This window comes from Winogradskyella algicola, assembly GCF_005869935.1.
Classification (GTDB): domain Bacteria; phylum Bacteroidota; class Bacteroidia; order Flavobacteriales; family Flavobacteriaceae; genus Winogradskyella; species Winogradskyella algicola.
Genome location: NZ_SZQF01000004.1, coordinates 182,259 through 205,814 on the forward strand (window position 1 = coordinate 182,259; position 23,556 = coordinate 205,814).

Annotated in this window: 21 protein-coding genes; 12 read left to right on the forward strand and 9 right to left on the reverse strand. The window is 34.6% G+C overall.

What is annotated here, in order from left to right:
- Positions 1-3: 3 nt before the first annotated feature.
- The gene (locus FC091_RS08320) at positions 4-2,991 is read right to left on the reverse strand and encodes an amidohydrolase family protein (protein WP_246035833.1); all 2,988 of its coding nucleotides are present in this window, start codon (positions 2,989-2,991) and stop codon (positions 4-6) included.
- A gap of 76 nt (positions 2,992-3,067) precedes the next feature.
- Complete coding sequence (locus FC091_RS08325; RefSeq protein WP_138433816.1) at positions 3,068-4,135, reverse strand: DUF3810 domain-containing protein; 1,068 nt, start codon at positions 4,133-4,135, stop codon at positions 3,068-3,070.
- A gap of 61 nt (positions 4,136-4,196) precedes the next feature.
- Here FC091_RS08325 and FC091_RS08330 point away from each other — a divergent pair, with 61 nt between their 5' ends.
- Positions 4,197-5,663 (forward strand): aminoacyl-histidine dipeptidase, encoded by a 1,467-nt coding sequence (locus FC091_RS08330; RefSeq protein WP_138433817.1) that lies wholly within the window; start codon positions 4,197-4,199, stop codon positions 5,661-5,663.
- Positions 5,664-5,810: 147 nt separating this feature from the next.
- Here the strand turns inward: FC091_RS08330 and FC091_RS08335 are convergent, their stop codons facing one another.
- From FC091_RS08335 to FC091_RS08345, 3 genes are read right to left on the reverse strand one after another with little or no spacing between them, the layout of a single operon-like run.
- Positions 5,811-6,971 (reverse strand): peptidylprolyl isomerase, encoded by a 1,161-nt coding sequence (locus tag FC091_RS08335; protein ID WP_138433818.1) that lies wholly within the window; start codon positions 6,969-6,971, stop codon positions 5,811-5,813.
- Positions 6,964-7,497, reverse strand: a complete 534-nt coding sequence (gene gldI / locus FC091_RS08340; protein ID WP_138433819.1) for a gliding motility-associated peptidyl-prolyl isomerase GldI — start codon at positions 7,495-7,497, stop codon at positions 6,964-6,966. The genes FC091_RS08335 and gldI overlap by 8 nt, the downstream gene beginning before the upstream one ends.
- Positions 7,497-8,513 carry a DHH family phosphoesterase gene (locus FC091_RS08345; RefSeq protein WP_138433820.1) on the reverse strand — a complete coding sequence of 339 codons (1,017 nt, stop codon included), beginning with the start codon at positions 8,511-8,513 and terminating at the stop codon, positions 7,497-7,499. The genes gldI and FC091_RS08345 overlap by 1 nt, the downstream gene beginning before the upstream one ends.
- A gap of 510 nt (positions 8,514-9,023) precedes the next feature.
- Between FC091_RS08345 and FC091_RS08350 the strand changes: the two genes are divergently transcribed.
- The 7 genes from FC091_RS08350 to FC091_RS08380 all read left to right on the forward strand — a co-directional run bounded on the left by FC091_RS08350 (position 9,024) and on the right by FC091_RS08380 (position 13,887).
- Complete coding sequence (locus tag FC091_RS08350) at positions 9,024-9,443, forward strand: nucleoside-diphosphate kinase (protein ID WP_138433821.1); 420 nt, start codon at positions 9,024-9,026, stop codon at positions 9,441-9,443.
- Between the two features lie 512 nt (positions 9,444-9,955).
- On the forward strand, positions 9,956-10,378 hold the full coding sequence (locus FC091_RS08355) for a DUF2141 domain-containing protein (protein WP_138433822.1): 423 nt from the start codon (positions 9,956-9,958) through the stop codon (positions 10,376-10,378).
- 2 nt (positions 10,379-10,380) lie between these two features.
- The gene (locus tag FC091_RS08360) at positions 10,381-11,004 is read left to right on the forward strand and encodes a hypothetical protein (RefSeq protein WP_138433823.1); all 624 of its coding nucleotides are present in this window, start codon (positions 10,381-10,383) and stop codon (positions 11,002-11,004) included.
- A gap of 15 nt (positions 11,005-11,019) precedes the next feature.
- Entirely contained in the window at positions 11,020-12,372 is a 1,353-nt protein-coding gene (locus FC091_RS08365) for a histidine kinase (protein WP_138433824.1), read from the forward strand.
- 13 nt (positions 12,373-12,385) lie between these two features.
- On the forward strand, positions 12,386-12,691 hold the full coding sequence (locus FC091_RS08370; RefSeq protein ID WP_138433825.1) for a 2TM domain-containing protein: 306 nt from the start codon (positions 12,386-12,388) through the stop codon (positions 12,689-12,691).
- A gap of 12 nt (positions 12,692-12,703) precedes the next feature.
- Entirely contained in the window at positions 12,704-13,048 is a 345-nt protein-coding gene (locus tag FC091_RS08375) for a 2TM domain-containing protein (RefSeq protein ID WP_138433826.1), read from the forward strand.
- A gap of 83 nt (positions 13,049-13,131) precedes the next feature.
- Positions 13,132-13,887, forward strand: a complete 756-nt coding sequence (locus FC091_RS08380; RefSeq protein WP_138433827.1) for a LytR/AlgR family response regulator transcription factor — start codon at positions 13,132-13,134, stop codon at positions 13,885-13,887.
- Positions 13,888-13,890: 3 nt separating this feature from the next.
- Here the strand turns inward: FC091_RS08380 and FC091_RS08385 are convergent, their stop codons facing one another.
- Positions 13,891-15,075, reverse strand: coding sequence for an LETM1-related biofilm-associated protein (locus tag FC091_RS08385; protein ID WP_138433828.1), 1,185 nt, complete (start codon positions 15,073-15,075; stop codon positions 13,891-13,893).
- A gap of 141 nt (positions 15,076-15,216) precedes the next feature.
- Here FC091_RS08385 and FC091_RS08390 point away from each other — a divergent pair, with 141 nt between their 5' ends.
- From FC091_RS08390 to FC091_RS08405, 4 genes are all read left to right on the forward strand, one after another.
- A complete protein-coding gene (locus FC091_RS08390; protein WP_138433829.1) occupies positions 15,217-15,873 on the forward strand; it encodes a DUF4331 family protein in 657 nt (218 codons plus the stop codon).
- A 17-nt stretch (positions 15,874-15,890) separates the two neighbouring features.
- Positions 15,891-16,451, forward strand: coding sequence for a DUF4331 family protein (locus FC091_RS15375; protein ID WP_171032493.1), 561 nt, complete (start codon positions 15,891-15,893; stop codon positions 16,449-16,451).
- A gap of 76 nt (positions 16,452-16,527) precedes the next feature.
- A complete protein-coding gene (locus FC091_RS08400; RefSeq protein WP_138433831.1) occupies positions 16,528-17,802 on the forward strand; it encodes a tetratricopeptide repeat protein in 1,275 nt (424 codons plus the stop codon).
- A 2-nt stretch (positions 17,803-17,804) separates the two neighbouring features.
- On the forward strand, positions 17,805-20,027 hold the full coding sequence (locus FC091_RS08405) for a TonB-dependent receptor (RefSeq protein ID WP_171032494.1): 2,223 nt from the start codon (positions 17,805-17,807) through the stop codon (positions 20,025-20,027).
- Positions 20,028-20,213: 186 nt separating this feature from the next.
- On the opposite strand, the gene FC091_RS08410 is transcribed toward FC091_RS08405, so the two are convergent.
- Genes FC091_RS08410 through FC091_RS08420 form a run of 3 tightly spaced genes read right to left on the reverse strand, consistent with a single transcriptional unit; the run spans position 20,214 to position 23,551 of the window.
- Entirely contained in the window at positions 20,214-20,567 is a 354-nt protein-coding gene (locus FC091_RS08410) for a hypothetical protein (RefSeq protein ID WP_138433832.1), read from the reverse strand.
- The gene (locus tag FC091_RS08415) at positions 20,567-22,984 is read right to left on the reverse strand and encodes a penicillin acylase family protein (RefSeq protein ID WP_138433833.1); all 2,418 of its coding nucleotides are present in this window, start codon (positions 22,982-22,984) and stop codon (positions 20,567-20,569) included. The genes FC091_RS08410 and FC091_RS08415 overlap by 1 nt, the downstream gene beginning before the upstream one ends.
- Before the next feature lie 36 nt (positions 22,985-23,020).
- Positions 23,021-23,551, reverse strand: coding sequence for a CIA30 family protein (locus FC091_RS08420; protein ID WP_246035834.1), 531 nt, complete (start codon positions 23,549-23,551; stop codon positions 23,021-23,023).
- Positions 23,552-23,556 lie beyond the last annotated feature (5 nt).

The following is a 23,556-nucleotide window of genomic DNA, read 5'->3' on the forward strand; positions in this document are numbered from 1 at the left end:
GTTTTAATGGTGATGTGTTGTATGCTCTCCATCCATAGAATCGCAATGCAATAATTCCTTTTCTTTCTTTTGGATAGGCTGTGTTTTCAACCCTTTATTTTTCTCTTGAAGCATGATGTTAATCAGCTCGCTTTTTTCTTTTTTAATGGCTGCTCGCATTTGTTTGTCGCGCTCCAAATCAAAGTAAGTGACACCTTCAATGATTGTTTTTTCAGCTTTTGCATACACTGAAAGTGGATGGTCAGACCATAAAACAACATCAGCATCTTTACCAACTTTAAGACTACCAACTCTGTCATCTAAATGAAGCAATTTCGCCGGATTTAAAGTCACAAATTTTAATGCATCTTCTTCACTAACATTACCATATTTTACAGATTTTGCAGCTTCCTGGTTTAATCGACGTGCCATCTCTGCATCATCACTATTAATTGCAGTAATAACACCTGCATTGTGCATTATGGATGCGTTGTAAGGTATGGCGTCATTTACTTCGTATTTATAAGCCCACCAATCGCTAAAGGTTGAGCCACCAACACCATGATCTTTCATTTTATCAGCAACTTTGTAACCTTCAAGTATGTGTGTAAAGGTGTTAATGTTGAAGTTGAATTGCTCTGCAACTTTCATCAACATATTTATTTCACTTTGCACATAAGAGTGGCAAGAAATGAAACGTTCTTTATTTAAAATTTCAGCTAAAACTTCCATCTCATAATCCTTACGATAAGGTTTACCGCTTTTTTTGGCATCGTCATAAGCTTTTGCTCTTGTAAAATAATCTACAAACACTTGCTCAACTCCCATACGCGATTGCGGGAAACGCTCATTTCTACTTGATCTTGATTGTTTTACGTTTTCACCCAAAGCGAATTTTATAAATTTTGGAGAGTTGTCATAAATCAGGTCTTCTGCAGATTCTCCCCATTTTAATTTAATAATTGCCGAACGACCACCAATTGGATTTGCAGATCCATGTAAAATCTGAATCGATGTGACTCCACCAGCAAGGTTTCGATAAATGTTGATGTCTTCGTCGTCTATAACATCTTCTATAGTAACTTCGGCAGAAGAATTTTGTCCTCCTTCGTTAATAGAAGCAGCTGCAATATGTGAATGCTCGTCAATGATTCCAGCAGTGATGTGTTTTCCTGTAGCATCAATTTCGGTAGCATTTTTGTCTGAAAGGTTTTTACCGATTTTTGAAATCTTACCGTTTTTAATAAGTAAATCGGTATTTTCTAAAACACCATCTTTTTCGTTGGTCCAAACCGTAGCATTTTTAAATAATAAGGTTTCAGATTTTGGTTGTTCTGTAAATCCGAATGCCAGATTAGGATAGGTGATAGGACTCATGCTTTCGTTTGAAGCTTCTGAGTCTTTCTTATCCTTTTTCTTAGAGTCGTCTTGCTCGTTTGAACTTGCTTTACTCGCAAAGAATGACAATTCATTACCATTTGGTAAAATGGCTTTACCATTAAGACTGTTGCTATTTGCAGCATTGGCTACTACTCTAATAAATTCACTTTTTGTACTATCTGCAGTTTTAAAGGTTAGGTTAACCCAATCATTTGCGTAGTTTAATTTAGAGCCTAATTGATGGTCTCCACTTTCAAGTTTTGCACTAGGTTTTGATGTACTCTCAGAAATGGATAGTTTGTAATCTTCGCCTGCTAATTTAAATGTGTAATCACCATCAATATCTTTGGTATTCATATCTTCAATTACATGCGCTTCACCTTGAACCCAGTTTTCGAAAAGTTTTGTGTTCTTTTCAAAAATATCTCCAGAAGTAATTAAAAAGTTGGCATAGCTACCAGCTTTTAAAGTACCTAAAACATCTGATTTTCCTAATAACGAAGCAGGAACTGTAGTTAACGCTTCAAGTGCTTTTTGTTTAGAAAGTCCGCTTTCAATGGCTTTTAGTAAATTAGTTTTAAATGATTTTTTAGACTTTAAACCATGTGTTGTTAAGGCGAAATTAATACCATTTTCAGCTAATAATCTTGGGTTATGTGGCTCTTGATTCCATGCACGCATATCGCTTAATGATAATGTTGAAGCTAAATGCGCGTTTTCTACATCGTAAGCCAATTTAAAGTCAATCGGTAGAATAATTGTAGCATTAGTTTGCTTTACTTCGTTAATGCGTTCGTATTCGTCACCACCACCAACAATGGTATATTGCACGTTAGATTCATCACCAACTTTATCAGCTCTTAAAAGGTTAGCTCTACTGCCAGCTTCAAAAATTTGTAAAAGCGATGTGTTTTTGTTTAAGGCTTCTAATGATAAATCTTTAGTATCTACATTGCCACTTGCATACCATTTGGCATCGTTGTACATCTGCCTCAATAATGCCATACTTCCCATAATTGATGAAGGGTAAGATTGACGTGATTTTACACTTTTACGAAACGAAAAATGCTGTGTGGTTTCGCCATCGACAACACGTAGTGAGTTATCTGCATCATTATTTAAGGCAATAAGCGCACCAGTTCCTCTTACAATACCATCTGGCATATGCGTATTAACCACACCAAAACCAAGTTGGTGCAGTTCTGATGCTGATTTAGAATCGTACTTAAAACTTGACATAACGTCTTGTTCAGGCATCACGTGGTCATTCCAATAAAAGCCACTTCTACTGGCACCATATCTTGGGCCATTGCCACCACGTTCTGGGGTTTTTACACCAAACGTTGTATAGACATCTATAAAAGAAGGGTAAATTGTTTTTCCTGAAACATCAATGGTTGTAGTGTTTTTCGGAATGTTTACTGAAGTGCCTACGTTTACAACTTTACCGTCTTTAATTAATAAAGTGGCATTGTTTAAGACCTCTGTAGGCGAAACGTAGATTGTAGCGTTTGTAAGTGCGGTGTAATTAGTGTTTTTAGATTTTACACCAGTATTACTTGGAAAGTAATCTTGCGCAAATAGCGAAAAACTGCACATAAGGATGAGCAGCCGTAAAAAAACTTTTGTCATAAAATGGTTAGTTAATTAGATTTTGAAAGATACTAATTAAAGACAATTTTGAAATTGAATTTAGTTTTTTTAACGTTTATAGTGACTGGTTTTCGAAGTAGTTAACCAGTAAAGCCACAACGTAACTGTAGCTTTTCATGCCGTCGGCTTGATTATTTGCTTTTAAGAAATTGTCGAAGGTTTTTTCAAAAACAGGTTCAATTGGGTTTTCGTAAGATCTCCAAAAGTCTTGAACTTCTTGGTAATTCATTAAAATGCCTTTATTTACTGTAGCAAGAATCTCGTAGTATAAATCTTTATCGCGTTTAAAAATTTCTACCAAACAGTAACGCAATCCAAAGGTGTAACCAGAATATTTAAAATGAAGATCTTTGTTATGGATAGCGGCCAAACAACCAATAAAATTAGCTTCATTTTCTGCCGCATAGCCCAATTGATGTGCAACTTCATGGCACGATGTGGTTGGAAATTTGTAGGTTGGAATTAATCCATCAACTTGTGCTTCATTAGTAAAAGGATTCAAATACCCTGAAAATCCCATGTAAGTTAATGGTGTGCTGTAAATTGATTTTTTAATACTTACAGGATTATAATCTAAATGCGGATAGGTTTCAGACAATGTTTTGTAACTGTCTTTTACCATATCAAAAACCTCAGATTTGGTAAAAGGCATGTCCACTTTTGTTGAATCGTTTAGGGCTAATTGATTATGAATTTCATTTGATTTTTCAATCAATCGTTTTGTGAAATTGACTAATTGATCTGTGGTGTATTCAGCTTCAAGGTGTAATGACTTATAGAGAGGAAGTCTATAGTAATTAAAAGCCCATAACATATGAAACGCAAAATAAGCCAAGGATAAGGTTGCTAAAATGTCTAATAACCAGTTTTTGGTGTCCTTATAAATGCGTTTTCGGTTAATGATAATCCAGCGAATTATATAAATACAAGCTAAAGTATAAAACACATCACCTACTGAAAATGGCAACCAACCAAAAGCATAACGCATTAATTTAGAGATAAAAACATAAACACCATTACTATAAAATTGCTCAACAAATTCGGGGAATTGCTTTAAGATTTGAATAGCAACTATCTGAACAATCAAGAAAAGTGCAATGATGAGTTTTTTGTTTTTCAGCATGAATCAAAAGTAAGAAATAGTTTTAGTTTGGTTACTTTTGTAAACAGTAAAAATAATGAATATGAGTCAAGATATAAGAAGCCTTGAACCAAAGGCACTATGGAACAAATTTGCAGATCTTAATGCAGTACCTCGTCCTTCAAAAAAGGAAGAACGTGTTATAAAGTTCATGAAGGATTTTGGTGAAAACTTAGGGTTAGAAACTATAGAAGATGAGGTTGGTAACGTCATCATCAGAAAGCCTGCAACAGCAGGAATGGAAGACCGAAAAGCTATAGTTATGCAATCGCATTTAGATATGGTGCATCAAAAAAATAACGATACGGTTTTTGATTTTGATACACAAGGTATCGATATGTACATAGATGGAGATTGGGTAAAGGCAAAAGGGACAACGCTTGGTGCAGATAACGGTCTTGGTGTTGCTACAATTATGGCCATTTTAGAAAGTGATAGTATTGCGCATCCTGCTTTAGAGGCTTTGTTTACCATAGATGAAGAAACTGGTATGACTGGAGCCATGGGACTTAAAGGCGGTTTGCTTAATGGTGAAATACTATTGAATTTAGATACCGAAGAAGATGATGAAATTGGTGTTGGTTGTGCAGGTGGAGTAGATGTTACTGCTACTCGAACATACAATGAAGAGGAAACACCAGAGTTTAAAATTGGTTACACCATTGAAGTGAAAGGTTTGCAAGGAGGTCACTCAGGTATGCAAATCCATGAAGGTTTAGGTAATGCAAACAAGTTAATGAACCGATTATTATTTGATAGTTTTGAAAACTATGGTTTACGTATTTCTGAAATTGATGGAGGTAGTTTACGTAATGCTATCCCAAGAGAAAGTAAAGCAGTTGTTGCTATTGATGCTGTTAACGAAGCAACTTTTGAAACTGAAATGAAAACTTTGGCAGGTACCATTAAGCATGAATATAAAACCATGGAACCAGACTTAGAAATAAAAATTTCTAAATCTGAAACACCAGAAAAAATCATGGATTTAGGTGTGCAAGAAGGATTAACAAGAGCTTTATATGCTGCTTTAAATGGTGTTTATAGAATGAGTCCGGACATTAAAGATTTGGTAGAAACTTCTAATAATATTGCCAGAGTTATTGTAAAAGATGGAGCAGTGAAAATTGGATGTTTGACGCGTAGTTCTGTAGAAAGTTCTAAATGGGATTTAGCTAATACACTTCGCGCAACTTTTGAGTTAACAGGTTGTGAGGTTGAATTCTCAGGAAGTTATCCAGGTTGGGCACCAAATATGGATTCTGCTATTTTAAAAGTAATGGTGCCAATTTACGAACGTCTTAATAATGGTGAAAAACCTCATGTAGCAGCTTGTCATGCAGGTTTGGAATGTGGTATTCTTGGACAAAATTATCCAGAAATGGACATGATTAGTTTTGGGCCAAATATTAAAGGTGCTCACTCACCAGATGAACGTGCTCAGATTTCATCAGCACAGAAGTACTGGGAATTTGTTTTAGAGATTTTGAAAAATATTCCTAAGAAAGATTAAAATGTATTTGTCATGCTGAACTGTCACACTGAGCTTGTCGAAGTGTTGTTTCAGCATCTCATCATGGCTTATAAAAACAAAAAGGCAACTACACTTCGACTACGCTCAGTGACCAGTTGCCTTTTTTTATCTCTTATTATGGTTTACTTATTCAGCAATACTTGCAATCTCTATATCAAAAACTAAGTTTGTTTTTGGTGGAATTAAAGGCGCTCTACCAGTATCTCCATAACCTAAATAGTAAGGTATAAATACTCTTGCTTTATCACCAACTTTCATGTTTAGCATGGCTTCCCTAAAACCAGCAACTAAACTTGCAGTTTCATTATAAGGCATTGTAAAAGGTTTATACTGTCCTGCTTGCGCTTGTCTCTCGTCTAACTTACCATTTTTCTTAGCAACTTCTTCCCAAGTGGTCCAGAATAACTCTCCGTTTTCAAAATAACCAGCACAATCAATATTTACACGATCTGTAGACTTTGGTTGCACACCATCACTTTCGTGTGTGAAAATCATAGCCATTCCAGTAGGAGAATCTATACGACGACCATCCATAGATTCATTTTTCTTAAGCCATTCTTCTTTAGCTTTTTGAGCTAGTTCTTCAGCTTTTTTCTTGGCTTCAGCTTCTTGTTGTTTTCTTTTTTCTAACATTTTTGGCATTTCTTCTTCAAACACTTTTGGAGCATCAAAAAATTTAGCCTCTTTTCCTTTTCTTATGATGTTAAGCTTAGTAATAACAACATCTTCAACAGGCTTGTGATTTCTAGCTTGAGGATTAATCACCTTTACATTAGAAATGGAGTCATGTACATCCATGCCTTCAATAACCTGTCCGAAAACAGCATGTCTGTTATCTAAACTTGGCCATTCTTTTTCCATAATAAAGAACTGACTTCCGTTGGCATCTCTACCAGGATTTGCCATTGATAAAACACCAGGCTTATCGTGCTTTAAATCTGGATGAAATTCATCCGGAAATTTATAACCAGGATCTCCCATTCCTGAAGCAGTAGGATCTCCACCTTGAATCATAAAATTGTTTACCACTCTGTGAAAAGTAATACTATCATAATAGCGTTTTCCTTTATATTCTTCTTTTACCATGGGATGATTACCTTCGGCTAAAGCGACAAAATTTGCTACTGTCACAGGTACTTTATCATAATGTAGTTTGGCAATCATTGTACCTTTATTGGTAACAAATTCAGCATAAAGTCCATCTTCTAAATTTGGATATTTCTCTTGGCAAGAGATATTTGCCAATACAACTAATATTATAAACGTTGTAAGTGCTTTTTTAATCATTTTCTTGGGTTATAGTTTTTAAAGTTACTTCGCAAATTAATGGAACATTTGTTCCTATTCTATTTTCATCACCATAGTAGCCGTATGCTTTTTGTGATGGAAAGATAAACGTTATTTCATCTCCTGCAGTCATAAGTTTTAAACCTTCACGCAAACCAGTAAAAAGCTCTTGCTTATCCATTACATACGTTCTTTCTGCAGTTGTGTAGATTTCATTTCCGCTAAGGTCAGACACATTGTATTCAAAATTAATAATGTCGCCAAAATCTGGTTGAATAGTATCTTTTTCAGCTTTGGTATTGTAGTAGTACCAAAACCCACTTTCTGAGGCGATATAGTCTTTATCTGGATTATTTTTTATAATTGTTTGAATAATCTCTTGCTCTTTTTCGTTTAGTTTTTTGTTGCGCTCTGCCGATTCTTTAAGGAAAGAACCAGACTGTACCGTTTCTGGCATTCTGGCTTCGGGCGATTTACAACCCACCAAAATAAAAGCCGCAATTAGTATGTAGAGTAGGTGTTTCATTACTGGGACAATTCATTTTTATATTGTGGTAATATACTAATAAATTTCTCAATCGTAGTTTCTAAGCTGTCTTCACTGCGTCCTCCAGCAGCATTAGTATGGCCTCCGCCATTAAAATGTGCTCTCGAAAATTCATTTACAGAAAACGTTCCTTTACTGCGTAAAGATATTTTTACGATACCTTCTTGCTGATTTTCAATGAAGATTGCTGCAAATATGATATCCTTTAAAGATAATCCATAGTTAACAAAACCTTCGGTGTCGCCTTTTTTAAAGTTGAATTCATCCAATTCAGCTTGAGATAAAGTGATATACGCTGTGCGTAATTCTGGTATGACCTTTAAATTTTGTAAGGCTCTACCTAAAAGTTGCAAACGACTATAACTATTAGTATCGTAGATGTTATTGTGAATATCTGAATTCTTAGCACCACGCTTCATTAAGTCGCCGATAACTTCATGTGTTCTACTTGTGGTTGACGGAAAACGAAATGAGCCAGTATCTGTCATAATGCCTGTGTATAAACAGGTTGCAATGGCACTATTTATTTTGTCTAAATCGCCTAACATTTCAATAAAGTTGTAAACCATTTCGCAGGTAGAAGACATACTCACATCGGAGTAGGTGTACTTTGCATAGTCATCGGGTTGCTGATGGTGATCTATCATAATTTTGGTAGCCGATGACTGTTCTAAAGGTAATGCCATATCACCAGCACGATGAAAAGCATTAAAGTCTAAAGTGAAAATAAGCTGCGCTTTGTTGATTAATGCTTCGCATTGTTCTTGCTGAGACTCAAAGATTAAAATGCTGTCATTTTCTGGTAACCACTTTAAAAAATCTGGATAATCGTTAGGAGCAACAACGGTTACTTGATGATTATAGGCTTTTAAGTAATGATACAAGCCTAAGGTAGAACCCATAGCATCACCATCTGGATTTTTATGTGGCACAATCACAATGTCTTGTGGTGTACTAAGTAGTGTTTTTAGTTCTGCAATTTGTGTTTTAATCATAGGAAGCGAATTTACAATTTTTAGTGTTTTTGAAAACGTTTTTAATATGAAATTAAGAATCGTTCTTATTCCGCACTGTCCGACCGAGTGCATTCGAAGTGTGATGCAGAATCTAATAATAGTTTGTAGAATAGATTCCTGCCTACGCAGGAATGATTGGCTACGTCAGCTCGAGTGATTTTATGGTTAATTGGTTCTCGATACTATTTGCTCGCTCACTCACAAATCACTCGAACTGACGATTGAGGTTTGATTCTAAAGCGTTGCGTCACTTCGAGTGATTCTGAGGTACGAAGAATTTTATCGAGAAGTATTATGAGCTAGAACTTTATCGAGAAGTTTTGTTATCTAAAAGGTTCTCGATACAAATTTTATTCCTATCGTCATAAAATTCACTCGAACTGACAAAAGACTTTGTTAATTAATCATTAAACATTAGCCATTAATTATTGGCAAGGCTTGATAAATTAAAGAAATGCATTACTTTTGCACCCAATTAAAAAATTACAAATGGCAACTAACAGAACATTTACAATGTTAAAGCCAGATGCTGTTGAAAAAGGACACATTGGCGCAATATTAGAAAAAATTACAGCTTCAGGATTTAGAATCGTAGCAATGAAGTTAACTCAAATGACAAAGGCAGATGCCGAGGAATTCTACGGAATCCATAAGGAGCGTCCATTTTTTGGTGAATTGGTTGAGTACATGACGCGTGGCCCAATCGTAGCAGCTATTTTAGAAAAAGACAACGCTGTTGAAGATTTTAGAACTTTAATTGGTGCTACAAATCCTGCGGATGCTGCAGAAGGTACTATCCGTAAAATGTATGCTGATTCTATAAGTGAAAACGCGGTACATGGTAGTGATAGTGATGATAACGCTGCTATTGAAGGTGCGTTTCACTTCTCTGGTAGAGAGATGTTTTAAGACAAAACACTTTATATAAAATTGAAAAGACCGTCTGTAAGGATGGTCTTTTTTTTGGATTATAAAGAGAACAGTCTTGATGTAAGTTTCCCCATTTTCCCTATGATTCTGTCATAGTCGTAAGAGCTGTATCCCAGAACTTGGTTTGCGATGAGGAGTAACATTTTTTTATCGCTGAAAGTTTAATGACTATGACATAAATTAAACATATACTATTTATTCATCTATAATGGAATGGTAACCATAATTTTCTTATTGGGCTATGAATATTTATTTGTGTGCAAGTAAATTATTAATTCTTAACAGTTATTTTTTGACAAATTTTTTCTATCATCATAAGTAAAACTTTATGACTAATCATTCACTTAAAAAAAAGATGTTTATAAAACTACAATTCATCATCAAAAACATACAATTCGGTAATTCGTATTTTTAAAAACAAGTGTTATTAAGGATATTTGTTTCAACATTTTGGCATTACATCAAGTTCTGCTATAGATATTTAAAACATTATGAATACAATAGTAAAATTCGCAGTTATTATCATCATCAGCATCATATCTGCTCATATAAATGCACAAGAGGTTTTTAGCTTAACAGTACAAGTTGAAGACGTAGCCAATAATGACGGAAAAATGTTTATTGCAGTCTATGATTCAGAAACTGATTTTTTAGACAAATCCTACAAAGGTGTAATAAGTAGCATTACTAATAAAAGCTGTACTGTAACCTTTAAGGAGATACCAGAAGGCACTTATGCGGTTTCTATTTTTCATGATGAAAACGATAACGGAAAGTTAGATAGTAATTTTGTAGGTATTCCTAAAGAAGATTATGGTTGCTCTAACAATGCTAAGGGCTTTATGGGTCCACCGAAATGGAAAGATGCTAAATTTGATTTAAAAACAAATAAAACAATAACCATAAGACTTTAATTATGAGAAAGGTAGTATTTATTGCAATAGTAGTCTTTACTGGGCTAACGCAAGCACAAACCAATTTTGAAAAAGGAATGACTAAAGCCTTTGAACTTTGGGAGTCTGATAAATTGGATGAAGCCGAAAATATGTTTGAAAGAATAGCCAAAGCTGAAGAAGACGAGTGGTTGCCCAACTATTATATCGCCCAGATAAACAGCTTAAAAAGTTGGGACGAAAAGGACGAAACCATACTAAAAGCACAATTAGGAAAAGCACAAGATCATTTAGACATTGCAATGTCCAAGACGGAGAGCAATGCAGAATTGTTGGTAATGCAAGCTCAGGTATATACAAATTGGGTCGCCTACGACGGTGCAACTTACGGAATGAAGTATGCTGGTAAGGTTGCCGAACTATATGCCAAAGCTGTAAAATTAGACCCAACAAATCCTAGAGCTGCCTTTTGTAAAGCAGATTGGGGAATGGGAAGCGCTAAATACTTTGGCCAGGATACAGAACCATTCTGCGGCGAAATTGAAGCGTCAATAAAACTATTTGATACCTTTAAGCCAGAGAGCGATTTTCATCCTAATTGGGGAAAAGAACGAGCTAAAGAAGTATTAACAGTGTGTAAAGAATAAATTATTTCAGATTTTATGTCAAAGTCAGTAAAAAGTTTTTTAACCACCTTTATTATAGGATGTGTAGTATTCCTTATAGGCACTTACATGTCCAATGGTTTTGATTTTAAAAGTGTTAATCAGTTTTTAATCTACTTTGGCATATATCAGCTCTATACTTTTGTCATTACTTATGTCAATACTGTGGTTTTCGTATACCTTAAGAAGCGTAGTTATAAAACCTATGATATTGTTAAACGTTTTTTGGTTGGTATATTTTGTAGTACAGTGGTAACACTCATAACCATTTTTATTCTTAGAGTATTTGTTGAGGTTGTAATATTTGGAGATTCTTTAGATCATTTTATAGAAACTGAAACTTGGTATGGGTATTCATTTGGGTTGTGGATTACACTATCTATCGTAACGGTGTTTTACATTATATACTTCTACAACCGTTTTCAAAAGAATAAAATAAAAGAGCAAAAAGTAATCGCTGGTGCTGCCAGTGCCAAGTTCGACGCTTTAAAGAATCAGTTAGATCCGCATTTTCTGTTTAACAGTCTCAATGTATTGACCAGTTTAATTGAAGAAAATCCGGATAGCGCACAGAAGTTTACAACAGCATTATCTAAAGTATATCGTTATGTTCTTGAGCAAAAAAATAAAGAGCTAGTCACAGTTGACGAAGAATTGAATTTTGCCAGAACGTACATGTCGCTTTTAAAAATGCGATTTGAAGACAGCATTATTTTTGAAATACCAGACAAGGCTTCAAACCCTGAAAGTAAGGTAGTGCCTTTGTCCTTGCAACTGTTATTAGAAAATGCGGTAAAACATAATATGGTAACCTCGAGTAAACCATTGCATATTAAAATATACGAAGATGGGAATCATTTAGTAGTGATGAATAATCTTCAACCAAAGCAAATTGTAAAGAAGAGTAGTGGAGTTGGTTTAGAAAACATAAAGCAGCGCTATCAGCTTCTTACAGAACGAAAAGTTTACATCAATCAAAGAGAGAAGGATTTTGTAGTTGCAATTCCAATGCTCACAAAACAAGTATCAATCATGAGAACAGCACAAAAATCAAAAGAGCGTCTTAACGAGGATTATGTTAGGGCTCGCAAGCGTGTAGATGAGTTAAAAGCTTTCTATTATAGCTTAATATCGTATGTATTTATTATACCGTTTTTAATCTTTATATGGTATAGATATTCGCAACACACCATACAGTGGTTTTGGTTTCCAATATTTGGATGGGGAATTAGTTTAGTGTTCCAAGCCTATCGCGTATATGTAGATAATGGCGCATTAGGTGCTAAGTGGGAACAGCGCAAAATCGAGAAATACATGCGTGAGGAGGACGATAAAAATCGTTGGAATTAAAAAATAAAAAGTCATGAAAGATCAGAATTTAAATTACATAAAAGCAAAGCGCAGAGTTGAGAAAGAGAAAGGGTTTTACACACACCTTGTTATATACTTTTTGGTAAATACAGTACTTACTGTAGTCAAAGTTTGGGGAGATTTTAATAGCTGGGACAGCTTTGTTAATGAGTTTTTAACCATTAACGTTTTGAGTTCCTGGACTATTTGGGGAGTATTTCTAATTCTACATTTTCTGTCAATTAAGTTTGGTGCTAAATGGGAAGAACGAAAGATAGAAGAATACATGAAAAAAGAATTGTCTGATGACTCATATTAATAAACTAAGAACATGGAAAAATATAGTTTAGAACCTTATAAAGATAAAGACGAAATTTCAGATTTCAGAAAGGAAGAAGCTTATTTAAGAGCTAAAAAAAAGGTAGATGCCTTAATTGGGTTTTACTGGCATTTGGCAGTTTACATTGTCGTTAATCTATTTTTAATATTGCTCATAGGACTTTATTCAGACCAAGGTTTCAGAGGTTTTGGTCCATATGCCACTGCAGTTTTTTGGGGAATAGGATTAATATTTCATTTTATAGGAGTTTTTGGACCCGATTTCTTTTTTGGTAAGGACTGGGAAAAGCGTAAGCTTAAAGAGTTTATGGACAAGGAAGAACGCAATTGGGAGTGATTTTTAGTTAGCTGTTGTATCAGTAGCAGTAAACAGTCTATAGCTAATTGTACTAAAAACTAATTTAGAAGAAAAAATACAAGATGAAGGTAATTATTATAGAAGACGAAAAACCATCAGCAAGACGACTACAGCGTATGCTAAAATCCTTGGATATTGAAGCAGAAACGATGCTGCATTCGGTTGAAGAATCTTTAGAATGGTTTCAAAACAACGAGCATCCAGACTTAATCTTTTTAGATATACAATTGAGCGACGGTTTGTCTTTTGAGATTTTTGAAACCTTGGATATTAATTCTGTTGTAATTTTTACCACGGCTTATGATGAATATGCGCTGCAGGCTTTTAAACTTAATAGTATAGATTACCTTTTAAAACCAATTGATGATGATGATTTAAGAGTTGCGGTAAATAAATTTAAAGGAAGAACACCTCAAAAGCAATCTGTTACGTTAGACTTTAACGATATTAAAAAATTATTAGTAAATCCTATTGAACGTGAGTATAAGAAGCGTTTTTCGGTAAAAGTTGGGCAACATTTAAAGCTTATTAATATTGAAGATATAGAATGCATCTATAGTGAAAATAAAGGGACTTATGCTTATACGAATGAAGGCAGGAATTACCTTTTAGACTTAACTTTAGATCAACTTGAAGATGAGTTGGAGCCACATGTGTTCTTTAGGGTAAGCCGAAAATTTTATGTGAACATTAATGCCATAAAAGATATCATTAGCTATACCAACTCTAGATTGCAAATTAAGCTCAGTCACTTCAATGAGCAAGAAATTATTGTAGCAAGAGAGCGCGTAAAGGATTTTAAAAATTGGCTAGAGTAGAGGTTAGTTTTCCTCTTCAATTCTATTATCATCAAAAGCAGAAGGCAATAATTTTGGAATAATTTTCACAAAAAGCGGTAATAAAATAGCACCACCAGGTAGCATAAAAATAGCCAAACTTGGTATAGATTTAAAAATATCTAGCAGCTGTTGTTGTATCTTTTTTTGCTCTTCGTCATTGAGTGTTCTGTAAGTTGAAGCGGTTAGTAGTTTCATTGCCTCTTTACTCTCAGACAATTCTTTTAAAAGACGCTTTTTGTTGCGGTTTACGAGCTTAGATACCAGTTTGCTACTGTTATCATAAAAACTTTGAGCCAAGTTTTTTGAGCTTAAAAATGCAACTTCTTCTTTATGCTTATCATAAAATGAATTTATAGATTCAATAGATTTATCAATGACCTTTTGTTCCAAGTTGAGATCATCTTTCATTTTATTAAGAAAATCCTGTTCAGCAGAATCTATAACCTTATCACTCCACGAAGCCATACAGACAAGATCGACAAGGTATTGCTTTTCTAAAGGGTGATTTATTAATTTAATTACATCATCATAGGTGTTAATGTCTGTGTCTTTTTGTCGCATAGAGCTTTCAAAAAGCTTCATTAAATTTTCATCGTAATCAGACTTGTTAGATTTAGTGTCCATTACAGAGATGACTACAGACTCCAATGCCGATTCTAAATTGTTAACGTAATTTTCAATGTCTTTTCCCTTTTTACCGTTTAAAAACTGAATGTAGCCTAATACATCTATAAATAGCAAGGCATTTACTAAAAAGTAATTGAAACTTTTAGAAATAAAATTATCATCGATGTGAATACGCTTATGAATCATTTTTTCTAGCAATCTATCGCTAGACGATTCACCAAATAGCTCTTCAAAGAAAGAACGTTCGTTTTCACCTACAGTTTTATAATAGTTAACAAGCTTATCTATAAATGTATCGTTAGAATACCCTTCACTTAAATGAATATGATAAAAACATAGAAGCAGATTTATTTTACTTCGCTCTTCTTCGGTAAAATCAAAAGACTGATCTATAAATTTTAAAGTAGAAATATTACTGCCATAAATAAAACCAGTTTGTCTCAGCTTATTATAAAAATCTAAGGTATCAATATCAGCCAGATTATTATCTGATAGGTCCTTAAGTAGTTTTTTTATCCAGCCTTTTGCTGATGGGTTCATGGCAATATTATTAGGATATAAAGATACTTTTTATCTCCAAAAAACAACCACATTTCAAACTTTTTGAAAAAAATATAAAACCGCCTTGTTCATTTTTCCGTAGGTAGAATAGAGACACAATAATTAACAAAATCTCAAATTATGAAAAACACAAAATTTTTAATGGCAGCAGCAATTGTAGCAATTGCAACTTTTGTTGCTATTGCAGCGGATCATATAGATGCTCCTGCTGTACAAGGTGGTACTAGTGATATCACAGATTTTTACGCCTTTCAAGGCGAGAACACATCAAATATTGCATTTGTCGCAAATGTGCAAGGGCTTTTAGGTTCTGGTAGCGATACTCAAAATGCAGCTTTTGATGAAAATGTATTAATTGAATTTAATATCGATAATACAGGAGACAATGTAGAAGATTTGGTAATCCAGGCTATTGCCAGAGATGGTAAAATGTACGTTTTTGGACCAACTGCACCTTCTCAAACTGGATTGAACAGTACAATTGCAACTAATGCAACCAATCAGCTTGTTGTAGACATTACACCTTACGGACAATCGGCTAATGTAGAAAGCTCTGGTGGTATGATGGCCTTTGCAGGCCCAAGAGATGATCCATTTTTTATGGACTTTGCCCAGTACGGACAAATCATAGCAGGTAACGCTACAAGTTTTAATAATCCTGGTGCAGACACCTTTGCAGGTACTAATGTGCTTTCTGTAGTGGTTGAGGTACCTAAATCTATGATAGGTGGTACAGGTACTATCAATACTTGGGTAGAATCTAAAAGAAGACAATAACAAATTTAAAATTTAAGATGATGAAAAATAATATAAAACTATATGCTATTGCAATGCTAATGTCTTTAGTGGCATTTAATTGTAATAATGATGATGACAGTATTTCTCAGCCAATGGGACCTGATTTCTCAGGAACATACGCGCAGCAAGACCAAATGGGAAGACCTGCTGTAAACACAGTATTTGTGTCTTCTGGTATGAAAGACGCTTTTAACACAACAGTACCTTCAAATCAAAACGCATCGTTTCAGGCTATGTTTCAAAATAATTTAGAAGCATTGAGTCCGGCTTATGCAAATCCTGGCGACACTAATGCTCTAGGTTTAGATGCAGGAGCCTTCACAGGCTTATTGGCAACAGATGTACTTAATGTTTCTTTAGATGGTACAACAACATTTTTTGATGGTACAAATGTCTTAACAGGAAGAGCCTTGGCAGATGATGTTATAACTGTTGAATTACTTCTAATTTTTGGGGGAGAGGACTTCTCTGAAAACCCAGGATTATCTAATGACAATGTAGATGCCAATGATAAAGCGTTTTTAACGTCTTTCCCTTACTTGGCCTCACCTTGGTAAGATACTGAACCTAATTCCTGAAGTAGGTCTACGGATCTGTTTCAGGAATATTTTTAACAACAAAAACTCGCAAACCATGATACTCAAAAAAACCTTTCCCTTTATTATAATATTACTGATGTTTAGCTGTAATAACACAGTAACCAATAGTAACGATTACTCAGAATACCTTTCTAAAAAAGCAGATAAATCATTGCTTGTTGCAAACGCTCAGCAATGGACAGATAAGCTTGAAGAAAACCCAAATCAATATCCATATTTAGGAAAACGCGCTTCAGCTTACACGGCAATTTTTGACGCTACTGGAGATGTAGGTTATCTAATTAAAGCAGAAGAAGACCTAAAGCAAGCTGTTGAAATTACTAAAGGAAAAACCACATCATACTTAAAAAGTTTAGCCTCAAACTATATTTCTCAGCATCGGTTTAAAGAAGCATTAAGCCTACTTAAACAAGCTGAAGAAAATGGTGATAAATTAAAAGGGACACAAAAAATGCTCTTTGATGTTCATTTAGAATTAGGAAATTATTTAACTGCTGAATCTTACCTGAAGGAAATTAAAAATACCTCAGATTTTGATTATCTCATTCGCTTGGCAAAATGGGAAGACCATAGAGGAAATCTAGAAGGCGCTATAGTTAATATGGAAAAAGCAAAAGCTATAGCTGAGGCATCTAACTTAAAAGGTCTTAAGCAGTGGTCTTATACCAATCTTGCAGACTTTTACGGTCATGCAGGCGAAATAGAAAAGTCGTATAATCTTTATTTAAAAACTTTGGCGTTAGACCCTACAGATGCTTATGCAAAAAAAGGCATTGCATGGATTACTTTTTCCTATGAAAGTAACCCTATAATGGCACAAAATATAATCGACTCAGTAAAGACCTATTATACTTCCCCTGATTATGAGTTGTTAATTGCAGAAATAGCCGATTATAATGAAGACGAATCGACCAAATATGCTGCTATTAGTCGCTATAATGATATGGTTAGAAACAAAAATTATGGTGACATGTATAATACCTACAATGTAATAGTGTATACAGATGAGATGTTACTGCCAGAAAAAGCCATAGAAATAGCAGAACTTGAGGTAGAAAACAGACCTACACCACAATCTTATGACTTATTGGCCTGGAGTTATTTTAAAAAAGGAAATATAGAAAAGGCAAATGCAATCATAGAAAAGCATGTAGAAGGACATACTTTTGAGCCAGCAGTTTTGTACCACATAGCCGAGATCTATAAAGCAATGGGCAAAACAGATCAAGTTTCAGAATTAAAAAATGAGTTGGTCGCTAGTCTCTATGAACTCGGGCCTACAATGGAATCTAAAATCAATCAACTATAATCATGAGAAACATAAGACTATTACTTATCCTATTAATTTGTGTTGCATACAACATGCATGCGCAAAATATTAAAGGAGTCGTTCTTAATGAATTAAATCAACCACTTGAAGCAGCTTATGTCTATAACTTAAATTCAGAATCTCATGCACATACCTCAGAAAATGGTGTGTTTTTTATAAGCCAAACTAAAGTAGGAGATTCATTAAAGATTGGACTTTTGGGTTATAAAACAGCTATTGTGCAAGTATCAAATACAAACGGTTTAAATATTGTTTTAGAAGAAAAAGTATTTCAATTGGACGAAATGGTAATTAGAGAAGAACTTAACCCTGTGAGTACCATTTCTAGATTAGATTTAAATGTCACACCAGTAAATTCTTCACAAGAAGTACTAAGGAAAGTGCCAGGTTTGTTTATTGGTCAGCATGCTGGTGGAGGTAAAGCAGAGCAAATTTTTCTTAGAGGGTTTGATGTAGACCACGGCACAGATGTAACGATTGGTGTAGATGGAATGCCAGTAAATATGGTGTCTCACGCACATGGTCAAGGCTATAGTGATTTGCACTTTGTAATACCTGAAACTGTAAATAAAATAGATTTTGGTAAAGGCGCTTACTACGCTTCAGAAGGTGATTTTAACACTGCTGGTTATGTAAACTTTAAAACCAAAGATTACATAGACGAAAGCAGTGTGTCGTTATCTCTTGGACAATTTAATACACTAAGGACAGTAGGTTTATTTGATTTGTTAGAGAATACTAAAAATCAAAATGCCTATTTGGCAATGGAGTATATAGCCACAGATGGACCTTTCGATTCTCCTCAAAATTTTAATCGATTGAACTTATTTGGAAAATATGTCATGTACTCTCCAGAGAATGATAAGTTAACACTTACTGCGTCACATTTTACAAGTCGTTGGGATGCCTCTGGGCAAATACCACAGCGCGAAGTTGATAACGGAAACATTACAAGATTTGGCGCAATTGACGATACTGAAGGAGGTGAAACCTCTCGAACCAATTTAAATGTTACGTATGATAAATACATTACAGACAAAACAACATTAAAGGCTAACGCTTACTACTCTCAATATGCTTTTGAATTGTATTCTAACTTTACATTCTTTTTAGAAGATCCTGTAAATGGTGACCAAATAAAGCAGAAAGAAGATAGACAGATTTTTGGTGCAAATGCAGCGATAAATTATTCAACCTTTTTAGGAAGTACGGAGTTAAATCTAACATCTGGTTTTGGCTTACGACATGATATTATTGATGATGTAGAATTATCGAGAACGTTAAACCGAACCACAACTCTAGAAAATATACAATTAGGCGATATTAATCAAACTAATATTGATGCCTTTGTAAAAGCAGATTTTGAGTTTGGTAAATTCAGAGTAGCACCAGCTTTGCGTTTAGATTATTTCAAGTTTATGTATAACGATGCATTACAGACCAATTATGAAACACAATCTGAAACGAAGACCATTTTAAGTCCAAAGTTAAATTTCTATTACAATGCTAAAGATAATCTGCAATTATATTTAAAGTCTGGTTTAGGGTTTCATTCTAATGATGCGAGAGTTGTTGTAGCTAATGAAGGAAGAGATATTTTACCACGTTCTTACGGAACGGATTTGGGTACTATTTGGAAACCGTTTCCAAAACTTGTAGTTAACTCGGCATTATGGTATTTATTCTTAGAACAAGAATTTGTTTATGTAGGTGATGCAGGTATTGTAGAGCCAAGCGGTAAAACAAGACGTTACGGAATAGATTTAGGATTGAGATATCAGATTAACGATTGGTTGTTTTTAGATTCTGATGCAACGTATACACATGCTAGAAGCATAGATGAGCCAGAAGGCGAGGATTATATACCATTAGCACCAGATTTTACATTCACAGGTGGTTTATCCATAGATAATTTAGATGGGTTTTCTGGCGGATTGCGATTTAGATATTTAAATGACAGGCCAGCTAATGAAGACAACTCAATTATAGCAGAGGGCTATTCTGTTTTTGATTTTAATCTGAACTATAGAATGAAGAATGTGACACTGGGTGTCATGGTAGAAAACTTATTTGACGTAGACTGGAATGAAACTCAGTTTGCTACAGAATCTCGTTTACAAAACGAAGCAGAGTCTGTTGAAGAAATTCATTTTACACCAGGAACACCATTTTTTATTAGAGGAATTGTAACCTACAATTTTTAGGGGTCAACACTTAGTTTGTGGGGAAGCAAATTAAGGTTGATTGATTGGTTGCTAGCAAGAAAGATTAACTGCTGATTACAGTTAATCGGTATCATAAGAAATTTTGATACTTTTTGAGTTTTTTTGTTAGTTGGAACACCTGCACGAAAGTGTGGGTGTTTTTTTATAATAATTTAAATTTTGTTTTTATTTAACGGCTAAAGCAGCAAATTGTTTTCCAAATACGGCTGTGATTCCAGCAGCTAATCCACCAACAATTCCTGTCACTAGCATTAAAACATAAGGATTACCACCAAGAGGTAATAACACAGCGATACGTTTTGCTAAAGTGTAATCATTACTGCTACTTAGAATAAAGCTGTAAACTGCCCAAAACACAAGAATTGCTAAAAAGGGTACAAAAAATACAGAAGCTTTTTTTAATGGAATAAATAAAGAAGTTATCAAAGCGGCTGTCATTACGGACCACCACGGTAAAACAAACGATAGTATAAATGCTAAGAATATTGTTGCGAAAAAGTTAATGATATTGTTCTTCATTAGTTTTCAGGTGTTAAGGTTTGTGTACTCATTATAGCATCTGTAGCCTGGTTAGATTGCAAAAAGTTAAGTTGATGGTATTTTCCTGCAGCCCAATCGTCTATAAAATTATCGTAGTATTTGCTACCAGGATTACCAGATTGTCCACCAGGATATATGCCTATGGCATTAGGTGGTGAACTCATCTCAACAATCATTCGCCATGAAGGCCCATGATTTTCTGAAGTGGCATTAACTATATTGCGATCTCCACCAATAGGAATATCAAATCTTGAAAATGCAGGTAAGGCTTGTAGTAAGTGACCTGCATAAGTAGCTTTATATTTTAACCAAGTGTAATCACCTTTCTCTTTTTTAATTTCAATTAAACGCTCAGAAGCTTCTTTAAAGGCAATTAAAAATAAATCTTTAGCAGTTTCAACTTTATCTTCAGTTTCAACAATATCCATAAATTTGTGGTCGCTATGATTCTTCAATAGATATATGGTTTGATAGGTAAACGGTGAATCTAATTCTAACTCCTCAGAGTCAAGTTCATCCCAAACCAAATTATAGAGTTTTCCATACCATTGTCTAAAAATACTAGGGCCAACTTCGTTTATATCGTTGTTAAATTTCCATGTCTTTATTTCGTTGTAAATTACTTTTTCTTCCTTGGAAAGAGTGGAAGCGTCCATGTGTTCTAACATGTATGGTACAATTTCGGCAGCTTTAAGATTGTAGTTGTTGTTATGTAAATTTTTAAAATCTTCAACACTGAATTTCTCTTTTGAATTGAAGTAATCATTAATAACTCTGTTTCTATACGTTTCGTAGCCATCATTAAAAACATAATAAGGGTAGTTTTCATCTACAGGATGCTGATTGGCAGAACTCACAAAACCACGCTCAGGATTTTTAGTATGCGCATTAAATTGTTGAGGTATATAGCTTTGCCAATCATTTTCAGGATTACTACCATCCATTAAAAATTTTCCTTGACCTTCCCATTTATTCGGGAATTTTCCTTGTATCCATAAGGCAATATCTCCTTCGGTGGAAGCAAAAACAAAGTTTTGAGCAGGAGCATTCCAGTATTGTAAAGCCTGCACATAGTCATCATAGTTCTTTGCTTTATTGAGCTCTAAGAATGTTTTTTGGTTGTTTCCTCCTCCGTGTCCAATCCACTTCATGGCATAGCCAGCCAATTCCATATCAGACTTAAAGTTTTTGTCATATACCACAGGACCATGGTGCGTATAGAGTACCGTGTCTTTGTAGTTTTCTTTTCCTCTTATTTTAATGTCTTCAACACGTATGGAAACATCTTTCCATTGGCCATCATACTTATATTTCGTACGGTCTTCATTAAATTCAACTTTGTACCAATCAATAACATCTCTGGTTGCATTGGTTTCTCCCCAAGCTATGTGTTGATTGAACCCAGAAATAACACTCAGTGCACCTGGAATAGTAGCTCCAAACGCATTATGATTTGGTGTGCTTAGCTGCATAACAAACCATATAGAAGGTAGGTTAAGACCTAAATGCGGATCATTTGCCAGTATAGGATTTCCGGTTGCTGATTTAGCTCCTGATACAGCCCAGTTATTACTACCATTATCTGGATTTGGTTTTGAGATTGTTTCTGTGATAGTATCTAATACAGCCTTACTATTTGGCAAAGGTGTTTGCGGTACATTTATAAAACTCCAATCGGTTTCTTTTGGTATTACAGGATCTGTAATGTCGAAGAAATCAGGAAACAATAAATCAAAATTATCTTTACCGAGTAATCGTAATGCATTGGTGTATTCTAAATCATCATCATTACCGGCTAGCATTTTGGTCATGTACATTAATAATAATGCTGTTTTTTTTGGTGTCCAAGCTTCGGGCTTATAGTCTAGTAGTTTGTATTCAACAGGATAATCTTCAGGTTTTAATTGACTGATATAGGCATTAACTCCATCTGCATAATCTCTAATATATCCCAAGGTTTCTTTATCATATTTTTCCATGTAAGCTATAGCTTGGTCTGCTCCATAGCCCATGCCTCTGCGACGTTCTGTACGGTCATAATCTAGTGCTTTTTCTCCAATAATTTCAGATAAACGTCCAGAGGCAGCAAAGGTCTGAAACTCGAGTTGCCATAAACGATGTTTGGCGGTTAAGTACCCTTGCGCTTTGTAGAGATCACTTTCATTTTGAGCAAAAACATGTGGAATGAGTTGTTCATCATAGTGAACGGTAACTTTGTCTTTTAATCCAGGAATTCTAACATTTCCAGAAATAGATTCGGTTGATTCATTTTGCCAAATACCAGAATATGGATTTAAAAATTTACCAATTGGTGGAATGGAGCCTAGTTTGGTGTTTAGGGTAAAAAAAAGTCCTATCGTTAATACGAAAGAGACAATGAGCTTAGCATATTTCATTAGGTAGCACTATTTGAGGCCTAAAAATACCAAATATTATTCTAAGCTTATAAAATCTACAAGAAGTTTAAAACTCTCCTTTTTCTTATTTCCGATTAAAAAGGCTATTTCTTCCATTTTATTTCCTTCAAAATTAGGAATGTCTAATCGATAACCTCTAAAAGAGGCATACATGTCTTTAAATGGAATTTTTATAGTTTGCCAATCACCCGATGTTGCGAATTTATAAATGTATGAGTGACGATTATTACGGCTATTTTTTACTCTAAACTGATAGGTTTTGCCGTCACCTTTTAGACGTATACTAAATGTTGAAAAGTTTGATGAGTCTAGTGTTTCAAAATAATGGCGGACAGACGAAAAACCACCATTGTTCTCTAAGGAGATTTGTCCGTAAAATTCTCCGTGGCCGTCTTCATTAATTTTTAGGTGACCATCAGACTGGCCTCCCATAACAACATCATCCAAAATTTCCCAACTATCTAGTTTGCTTTCAAAATTAAATTGATATAAAGTCATAGATTGTTGTAATGAGATAAATAATAACAAGGCATATAGTCTTAACATCTTTT

Coding starts and splice junctions, on each gene's coding strand:
- FC091_RS08320 (WP_246035833.1), bottom strand. CDS start 2,991: ATGACAAAAGTTTTTTTACGGCTGCTCATCCTTATGTGCAGTTTTTCG.
- FC091_RS08325 (WP_138433816.1), bottom strand. CDS start 4,135: ATGCTGAAAAACAAAAAACTCATCATTGCACTTTTCTTGATTGTTCAG.
- FC091_RS08330 (WP_138433817.1), top strand. CDS start 4,197: ATGAGTCAAGATATAAGAAGCCTTGAACCAAAGGCACTATGGAACAAA.
- FC091_RS08335 (WP_138433818.1), bottom strand. CDS start 6,971: ATGATTAAAAAAGCACTTACAACGTTTATAATATTAGTTGTATTGGCA.
- gldI (WP_138433819.1), bottom strand. CDS start 7,497: ATGAAACACCTACTCTACATACTAATTGCGGCTTTTATTTTGGTGGGT.
- FC091_RS08345 (WP_138433820.1), bottom strand. CDS start 8,513: ATGATTAAAACACAAATTGCAGAACTAAAAACACTACTTAGTACACCA.
- FC091_RS08350 (WP_138433821.1), top strand. CDS start 9,024: ATGGCAACTAACAGAACATTTACAATGTTAAAGCCAGATGCTGTTGAA.
- FC091_RS08355 (WP_138433822.1), top strand. CDS start 9,956: ATGAATACAATAGTAAAATTCGCAGTTATTATCATCATCAGCATCATA.
- FC091_RS08360 (WP_138433823.1), top strand. CDS start 10,381: ATGAGAAAGGTAGTATTTATTGCAATAGTAGTCTTTACTGGGCTAACG.
- FC091_RS08365 (WP_138433824.1), top strand. CDS start 11,020: ATGTCAAAGTCAGTAAAAAGTTTTTTAACCACCTTTATTATAGGATGT.
- FC091_RS08370 (WP_138433825.1), top strand. CDS start 12,386: ATGAAAGATCAGAATTTAAATTACATAAAAGCAAAGCGCAGAGTTGAG.
- FC091_RS08375 (WP_138433826.1), top strand. CDS start 12,704: ATGGAAAAATATAGTTTAGAACCTTATAAAGATAAAGACGAAATTTCA.
- FC091_RS08380 (WP_138433827.1), top strand. CDS start 13,132: ATGAAGGTAATTATTATAGAAGACGAAAAACCATCAGCAAGACGACTA.
- FC091_RS08385 (WP_138433828.1), bottom strand. CDS start 15,075: ATGAACCCATCAGCAAAAGGCTGGATAAAAAAACTACTTAAGGACCTA.
- FC091_RS08390 (WP_138433829.1), top strand. CDS start 15,217: ATGAAAAACACAAAATTTTTAATGGCAGCAGCAATTGTAGCAATTGCA.
- FC091_RS15375 (WP_171032493.1), top strand. CDS start 15,891: ATGATGAAAAATAATATAAAACTATATGCTATTGCAATGCTAATGTCT.
- FC091_RS08400 (WP_138433831.1), top strand. CDS start 16,528: ATGATACTCAAAAAAACCTTTCCCTTTATTATAATATTACTGATGTTT.
- FC091_RS08405 (WP_171032494.1), top strand. CDS start 17,805: ATGAGAAACATAAGACTATTACTTATCCTATTAATTTGTGTTGCATAC.
- FC091_RS08410 (WP_138433832.1), bottom strand. CDS start 20,567: ATGAAGAACAATATCATTAACTTTTTCGCAACAATATTCTTAGCATTT.
- FC091_RS08415 (WP_138433833.1), bottom strand. CDS start 22,984: ATGAAATATGCTAAGCTCATTGTCTCTTTCGTATTAACGATAGGACTT.
- FC091_RS08420 (WP_246035834.1), bottom strand. CDS start 23,551: ATGTTAAGACTATATGCCTTGTTATTATTTATCTCATTACAACAATCT.